Raw genomic sequence first — 6,325 nt, forward strand, 5'->3', positions numbered from 1 at the left:
GAGCAGCCCGCCGCCGGAGCCGACGGTGCCGGCGCCGACCACCGAGCCGCCCACCGCGCCGCCGTCGAGCACCCCGCCGCCGGCCGAGGGGACGGAGCCGGCGCCGCAGGCCAAGCCGCTGCGGGAGCGGTGACGTCGGTCACGGGGGCCGGCCGCCGCGGCGGGCCGTAGCGGGCGGGGTCGGGGGCGGGATTTGCCTTCCGGGGGGCGGGGTGCGTATGGTGGTAGATCGTTTGATCCCATTTGCCCGGCCGACTTCGGAGAACCCTCCCGGAGCGCGCCGCGTGGCGCGTTCCTTTCCTTGCCGTGGCTGACCGCATTGAGGCGGTCGTTTGCGAAATCACACGGAGTCTGGGCGCGTGCCGTAACTCCGGAAGGTTTCGCGTTTCGCATGTCCATTTCTGCTGAGCACACCGTCATGCCCGAGCTCGACGAGGTCGGCGTGACCCCCGAGAGCGCCGCGGCGCTCACCACCGAGCCCGCCGAGTCCGCTGCTGCGGTCGAGCCCGCTGCGGTCGTTGAGTCCGTTGAGTCCGCCGAGCCCGTTGAGACGGCCGGGGACGCCTCCGACGCTGCGACTGCCGAGCAGGTCGCCCCCGTCGCATCCGCCGACGAGCAGACCGCATCCGCCCCCGAGCAGGCCGAATCCGCCGCCGCGGGCGAAGAGTTCGACGGCGGCGCCGACGAACCCGCTGAGAAGACCCTCACCTTCGGCGACCTCGGCCTGCCCGAGCAGGTCGTGCGCAAGCTGAAGCAGAACGGTGTGACCACCCCGTTCCCGATCCAGGCCGCGACCATCCCGGACGCGCTGGCCGGCAAGGACATCCTCGGCCGTGGCCGTACGGGCTCCGGCAAGACGCTCTCCTTCGGCCTCCCGCTGCTGGCCCAACTCTCCGGCGGCTTCACCGAGAAGAAGCGCCCGCGCGGCCTGATCCTCACCCCCACCCGCGAGCTGGCCATGCAGGTCTCCGACGCGCTCCAGCCGTACGGCGACGTGCTCGGCCTCAAGCTCAAGGTGGTCTGCGGCGGCACCTCGATGGGCAACCAGATCTACGCCCTCGAACGCGGCGTCGACATCCTGGTCGCCACCCCGGGCCGACTGCGCGACATCATCAACCGCGGTGCGGCCACGCTGGACCAGGTGCAGGTCGCGGTGCTCGACGAGGCCGACCAGATGGCCGACATGGGCTTCCTGCCCGAGGTCACCGAGATCCTCGACCTGGTGCCGACCGGCGGCCAGCGGATGCTGTTCTCCGCGACGCTGGAGAACGAGATCGACACCCTCGTCAAGCGCTACCTGTCCAACCCGATCACGCACGAGGTGGACGCGGCGCAGGGCGCGGTGACCACCATGAGCCACCACGTGCTCGTCGTGAAGCCGAAGGACAAGGCCCCGGTCACCGCGGCCATCGCGGCGCGCAAGGGCCGCACCATCATCTTCGTCCGCACCCAGATGGGCGCCGACCGGGTCGCCGAGCAGCTCGTGGACGCCGGCGTACGGGCGGACGCGCTGCACGGCGGCATGACGCAGGGCGCGCGCACCCGCACGCTGGCCGACTTCAAGGACGGTTACGTCAACGTCCTGGTCGCCACCGACGTCGCCGCCCGCGGCATCCACGTGGACGGCATCGACCTGGTGCTCAACGTGGACCCGGCCGGTGACCACAAGGACTACCTGCACCGCTCGGGCCGTACCGCCCGTGCCGGGCAGAGCGGCACCGTCGTCTCGCTGGCCCTGCCGCACCAGCGCCGGCAGATCTTCCGTCTGATGGAGGACGCGGGCGTGGACGCCTCGCGGCACATCGTCGGTGGCGCCGGCGCCTTCGACGACGATGTGGCGAGTATCACCGGCGCCCGTTCGCTCACCGAGGTGCAGGCCGAGTCGGCGGCGAACTCGGCCAAGCAGGCCGAGCGCGACGTGCAGGACCTCACCCGCCAGTTGGAGCAGGTGCAGCGGCGCGCGACCGAACTGCGCGAGGAGGCCGACCGGCTGCTGGCCCGCGCGGCCCGCGAGCGCGGCGAGGACCCGGCGGCGGCCGTGACCGCCGCTGCGGCTGCCCCGGCCGCAGGCGCCGCCGAGGCCGGCGAGCAGTCGACCGGTGCACAGGAGGCCGCGCCGACCGCCGCGACCCCGGAGGCCGCACCGGCCGCCGACAGCGCCGTACCGGCCCAGCAGGAGCAGGAGCGCAGCAGCTACGAGCGCCGCGACGACCGGGGCAACTTCGACCGCCGCGACCGTCGTGATGACCGCCCGCAGGGTGGGTTCCGTCGTGATGAGCGTCCGTCGGGTGGTTTCCGTCGTGATGAGCGTCGGGATGACCGGGGTGGTCGTTCCTTCGAGCGTCGTGATGACCGTCCGCAGGGTGGTGGCTTCCGGCGTGATGACCGCCCGCAGGGTGGGTTCCGTCGTGATGAGCGTCCGTCGGGTGGTTTCCGTCGTGACGAGCGTCGGGATGACCGGGGTGGTCGTTCCTTCGACCGTCGTGATGAGCGTCGGGATGACCGTGGTGGTCGTTCCTTCGAGCGTCGTGATGACCGTCCGCAGGGTGGGTTCCGTCGCGACGACCGCCCGCAGGGTGGCTTCCGCCGCGATGAGCGTCCGTCGGGTGGTTTCCGTCGCGACGAGCGCCGTGACGACCGCGGTGGCCGTTCCTTCGACCGCCGTGACGAGCGCCCCTCGGGTGGCTTCCGCCGCGACGAGCGCCCCTCCGGCGGCTTCCGTCGCGACGAGCGCCCGCAGGGTGGGTTCCGCTCGGACCGCCCGTACAACCGCGACCGTCGTGACGACCGTCCCGCCGGCGGCCACCGTCCCTCGGCCGGCGACCGCCCGCACGGCCGCCGCGATGACCACCGGGGCGCCGGCACCGGCTCCTTCGGCCGCCGCGACGACAAGCCGCGCTGGAAGCGCAACGGCTGACGCAGCACGGTGAGCGGGGCCCGTACGACACGGAACGACGTGTCGTACGGGCCCCGCCGCTTTGCCGTACGCGCCGGCCGCGCACCCCGCGCCGGGCGGGTGGGACCCCCGAACTCCTTATGCGCTCGGGGCCCGGCGCGGCGCCGGGCTATGCTGCGTGGTGCGGGCCATTAGCTCAATTGGCAGAGCAGTGGACTTTTAATCCATTGGTTCAGGGTTCGAGCCCCTGATGGCCCACCAGGAAAGACCAGGTCGCACCTGGTTCGTGCAGGTGCGCAGGGCGCGGGTGGCGCGCCGTTGCCGGGTTGCTGGCGCGGTGGGCGCTACCTCACAGGGCAATACAGCTAGAGCCTGCGGAACAGCAGGATTTCGTCACGGTCCGCGCCGGGGCCCAGCCGTAGGGCCGCGGGCCCGCGGCCGACCTCCCGCCAGCCGAGGCGCGCGTAGAAGGTCTCCAGGCCCGCCCCGCCGCGGGCGGCGAGGTGGAGCTGTTCGAGCCCCATGCCGTCGCGGGCGCTGCGGTGGGCCTCGTGCATGAGCGCGGTGCCGATGCCGCGGCCCTGGACGCCCGGGTGGGTCTGCACGTGGTGCACGGTCCCCCAGTGGGCGACGAGTGGGGAGAGATCGCGCCGCAGGTGGAGCCAGCCGACCAGGCGGGGCCCGAGGTGGGCGGTCACCAGGCGGGACGTGTCCGGCGCGAGGGTGCGTACGAGGGCGTCGAGTACGGGCGCCACCTGTTGGCTGTCGACGGGTGGGAAGGGGAACCCGGCCGCACCGCCGGCATTCGTGACGGCGATCCAACAGGCGAGCAACTCCTGCCGCAACGCGGGACCGACGGCGGCTGCGGAACTGATCTGCTCGATACGGAGGGCGTCAACGGTCATGCCGGAGCCTGCCCGGGGTGGCTGGGGGGCACGCTCCGTGCGGGCGTTGGCTTCGCGTTCGGGCGGTGGTGGTGGGGGCCGGGGTCAGCGTGCTCGGCGCTCCGTGCGGCTGGCGACGCTCAGGTGGAGGCCCGAGTGGAGGTGGGGCAGGCCGGCGCTGTGGTGGGCCGTGGTGAGGGGGCCTCGGGCGAGGGCGGTGAGGACGGCGCGGGGGCTGGCGGCCGGGTCGAGTACCAGGGTGAGGCGGGCACGGGGGCGGTGCCTGCTGCCGGTGAGGCGGACCCGGGCCCGTCGTACGCCGGGGAGGTCGGCCGCCTGCGCGGTCATCACCTGGGACAGGGCGGACGTCCGCAGGGTGTGACGGGGGGTTTCCCTCGTCTCGTCGGGGGTGGGTGGGGGGACGGGGAGGGTGTGGGGGGTGCGGGGTGGCTGGGCCAGCAGCCAGCAGGCTTGGGTGAGGAGGCCGAGGGCGAGCGCGGCCAGTACGGCTGCCGGCCACCAACTGCGGTCGCGCACCTCGGTGGCGGCCAGCCAGTCCACGAGTTCGGCGCGCGGGTGCCAGCGGGGCCACCAGGCGGGGAGTGCGTACGGGAGGTCGCCGCGGGCGGCCAGGCCGGTCCCCGCGACCCAGGTGCCGGCGGCGAGGCCGGTGAGACCGAGCACGGCCAGCAGGGCCCGGTTCAGCAGGCGGCTGCCTGGGGGGTCAACCATCGGCCGGCTCCTCTCCTCCGCGCGGGGGTGGTGGGGTGTGTGGGGGGGTCGGTGAGGCGGGTTGTGGGTTGGATGGTGGGTTGGATGGTGGGTGGGGGCTGGCTTGTGGGTGGGGTGTGCCGGGGGTGGCTGCGCCTGGGTTGGTCGTGGGCGTTTCGTCTGTGTCTGGGGTGGTCGTGGTCGGCCCGTTCCCGCGCCCCTCGGCCGGGCCCGGGGTGGCTGCGCCTGTCCCGCCCGTGCCTGTCCCGCCCGTGCCCGTCCCGCCCGTGCCCGTGTCGTCCACGACGGTGTTCGTCGCTGTCGCGGGGGTCGCGGGGGTCGCGGGGGTCGCGGGGGTCGCGGGGGCCGCGGGGGTCGCGGGGGTGTGGGGGCGGGGTGGGGTGGTGATGTGCAGGGTGAGGCGGGGTGGGTGGGCCAGGCCGAGGCTGTCGGTTGCTTCGAGCAGGGCCGTGTGGAGGGCGGCGCGGACGGTGTGGCCGTCGCCGTACGACACGGTGGCCCGCACCACGGCCCGGCCCCGGCCGCGCATCCGTACCTGTGCCGCGGTCACGCCGGGGGTGTGCAGCGCCGCGTCCCGTAACAGGGTGGCGGCGCCGGCGCGGTCGAGTACGGCCCGTACGGAGGGGCCCGCGGGGGCCATCGGTAGTCGGCGTCGGCCGCCGGGGGTGAGGGCCAGGAACATCAGGTAGAGGCCGAGCAGGGCCAGTACGGCCGCGGCGCCTATCACCCAGCCGCTGGTGCCCGGCGTGTCCGCGCGCCAGTCGCGGGTGTGGGTGCGCCAGGGGGCGGCGGGCCGCCCGTAGTACACGGCCAACTGGTCGTACAGGAGCATGCCGCAGGCCGCGGAGCCGAGCAGGGCGAGCACCGCGGCCGGGCCGCGCCGCGCCGACCAGGGGCGGGGCGCGTGGCCGCGGGGCGTCTTCGGCGGCTTCTCCTCGGACGTGGTGCTCACTGCACCCGCCCGTCGTCGCCGGCCTCGGCCTGCGGGAGGTGGAGGCGCTCGACGCGGATGCGGACGGTGGCGACCGGCAGGCCGACCAGCCCTTCGGTGCGGCGGGCGACGTGGTGGTGGACGGCGTCGGTGGTGGCGGGTATGTCGATCGGGTACGGCAGGTCGAGGGCGAGGTTCAGCCGGGCGGTGCCGCGCCGGGTGACGGCGGTGGCGCGGGCGGTGGCCGTCGGGTGGTCGAGGTCGTGCAGGGCCTCGCGGGCCGCCGCGGTGGCGGTACGGCTGATGACGCGGTCGGCGATGCTGAGCGCGCCGCGTTGGGCTGCGGGGATGGTCACTTGAGCCTGCTGCGTTGGGCGGTTCGGGTGCGGGTGGTGGGACGGTCTTGGGTGGCGCGGTCCTGGCCCGGGCGGGCGAACTGGCTCCAGTCCAGGTCGCCTTCGCTGAGTCGGCCGACGACGAAGCCGACCGCGCCGAGCGCGGCGACCAGCAGGAAGGCGGTGAATCCGCCGAAGTAGCCGGCGAAGCCGAGCGCCATGCCGACGGCGAGGCCCACGATCGCGTTGCTCATGGCCTCCTCCTTGGGGTCCTTGGGGGTGCGGGGACGGGGCGGGCCCGGGCCCCCCGGGGGGGGGGCCCGGGGGCGGGGGGCGGGGGGGGGGGGGGGGGGGGGGGGGCCCGGGGCGCGGGGCGGCGCCCGCCCCCGGGGGGGGGGGGGGGGGGGGGGGGCCCCCCCGGGGGGGGGGGGGGGGGTTTGGGGGGGGGGGGGGGGGGGGGGGGGGGGGGGGGGGGGGGGGGGGGGGGGCACCCGGACCGCTCGGCCGCCCGCACGGAAGCCCGTGTTCCCTAAGCACAGCCACTAAG

The 6,325-nt window shown here is 74.9% G+C and carries 7 protein-coding genes and 1 tRNA gene; 3 read left to right on the forward strand and 5 right to left on the reverse strand.

Going from position 1 to position 6,325, the window contains the following annotated elements; all coding sequences use genetic code 11:
- The first annotated feature begins 391 nt into the window (after positions 1–391).
- Positions 392–2,917, forward strand: coding sequence for a DEAD/DEAH box helicase (locus AAHZ94_RS26555; RefSeq protein ID WP_349995858.1), 2,526 nt, complete (start codon positions 392–394; stop codon positions 2,915–2,917).
- A gap of 164 nt (positions 2,918–3,081) precedes the next feature.
- Positions 3,082–3,157 (forward strand) — tRNA-Lys (locus AAHZ94_RS26560).
- A 104-nt stretch (positions 3,158–3,261) separates the two neighbouring features.
- Here the strand turns inward: AAHZ94_RS26560 and AAHZ94_RS26565 are convergent.
- From AAHZ94_RS26565 to AAHZ94_RS26585, 5 genes are all read right to left on the reverse strand, one after another.
- Positions 3,262–3,801: a GNAT family N-acetyltransferase gene (locus AAHZ94_RS26565; RefSeq protein ID WP_349995860.1), complete on the reverse strand. Its 540-nt coding sequence runs from the start codon at positions 3,799–3,801 to the stop codon at positions 3,262–3,264.
- Between the two features lie 84 nt (positions 3,802–3,885).
- On the reverse strand, positions 3,886–4,512 hold the full coding sequence (locus AAHZ94_RS26570; RefSeq protein WP_349995862.1) for an Asp23/Gls24 family envelope stress response protein: 627 nt from the start codon (positions 4,510–4,512) through the stop codon (positions 3,886–3,888).
- Positions 4,505–5,464 carry a DUF6286 domain-containing protein gene (locus tag AAHZ94_RS26575; protein ID WP_349995864.1) on the reverse strand — a complete coding sequence of 320 codons (960 nt, stop codon included), beginning with the start codon at positions 5,462–5,464 and terminating at the stop codon, positions 4,505–4,507. The genes AAHZ94_RS26570 and AAHZ94_RS26575 overlap by 8 nt, the downstream gene beginning before the upstream one ends.
- Positions 5,461–5,799, reverse strand: coding sequence for an Asp23/Gls24 family envelope stress response protein (locus AAHZ94_RS26580; protein WP_349995866.1), 339 nt, complete (start codon positions 5,797–5,799; stop codon positions 5,461–5,463). Before AAHZ94_RS26580 ends, AAHZ94_RS26575 begins: the two co-directional genes overlap by 4 nt.
- The gene (locus tag AAHZ94_RS26585; RefSeq protein WP_349995868.1) at positions 5,796–6,032 is read right to left on the reverse strand and encodes a hypothetical protein; all 237 of its coding nucleotides are present in this window, start codon (positions 6,030–6,032) and stop codon (positions 5,796–5,798) included. The genes AAHZ94_RS26580 and AAHZ94_RS26585 overlap by 4 nt, the downstream gene beginning before the upstream one ends.
- Here AAHZ94_RS26585 and AAHZ94_RS26590 point away from each other — a divergent pair.
- Positions 6,031–6,324, forward strand: coding sequence for a hypothetical protein (locus tag AAHZ94_RS26590; RefSeq protein ID WP_349995870.1), 294 nt, complete (start codon positions 6,031–6,033; stop codon positions 6,322–6,324). The two genes, AAHZ94_RS26585 and AAHZ94_RS26590, sit on opposite strands and share 2 nt — an antisense overlap.
- The last annotated feature ends 1 nt before the right edge of the window (position 6,325 follow it).

The organism is Streptomyces sp. HSW2009, from assembly GCF_040240285.1.
Classification (GTDB): Bacteria; Actinomycetota; Actinomycetes; order Streptomycetales; family Streptomycetaceae; genus Streptomyces.

Excerpts from the sequence above, each read along its gene's own strand:
- AAHZ94_RS26565 (WP_349995860.1), bottom strand. The coding sequence starts at position 3,801 with ATGACCGTTGACGCCCTCCGTATCGAGCAGATCAGTTCCGCAGCCGCC.
- AAHZ94_RS26590 (WP_349995870.1), top strand. The coding sequence starts at position 6,031 with ATGGCCTCCTCCTTGGGGTCCTTGGGGGTGCGGGGACGGGGCGGGCCC.
- AAHZ94_RS26585 (WP_349995868.1), bottom strand. The coding sequence starts at position 6,032 with ATGAGCAACGCGATCGTGGGCCTCGCCGTCGGCATGGCGCTCGGCTTC.
- AAHZ94_RS26555 (WP_349995858.1), top strand. The coding sequence starts at position 392 with ATGTCCATTTCTGCTGAGCACACCGTCATGCCCGAGCTCGACGAGGTC.
- AAHZ94_RS26570 (WP_349995862.1), bottom strand. The coding sequence starts at position 4,512 with ATGGTTGACCCCCCAGGCAGCCGCCTGCTGAACCGGGCCCTGCTGGCC.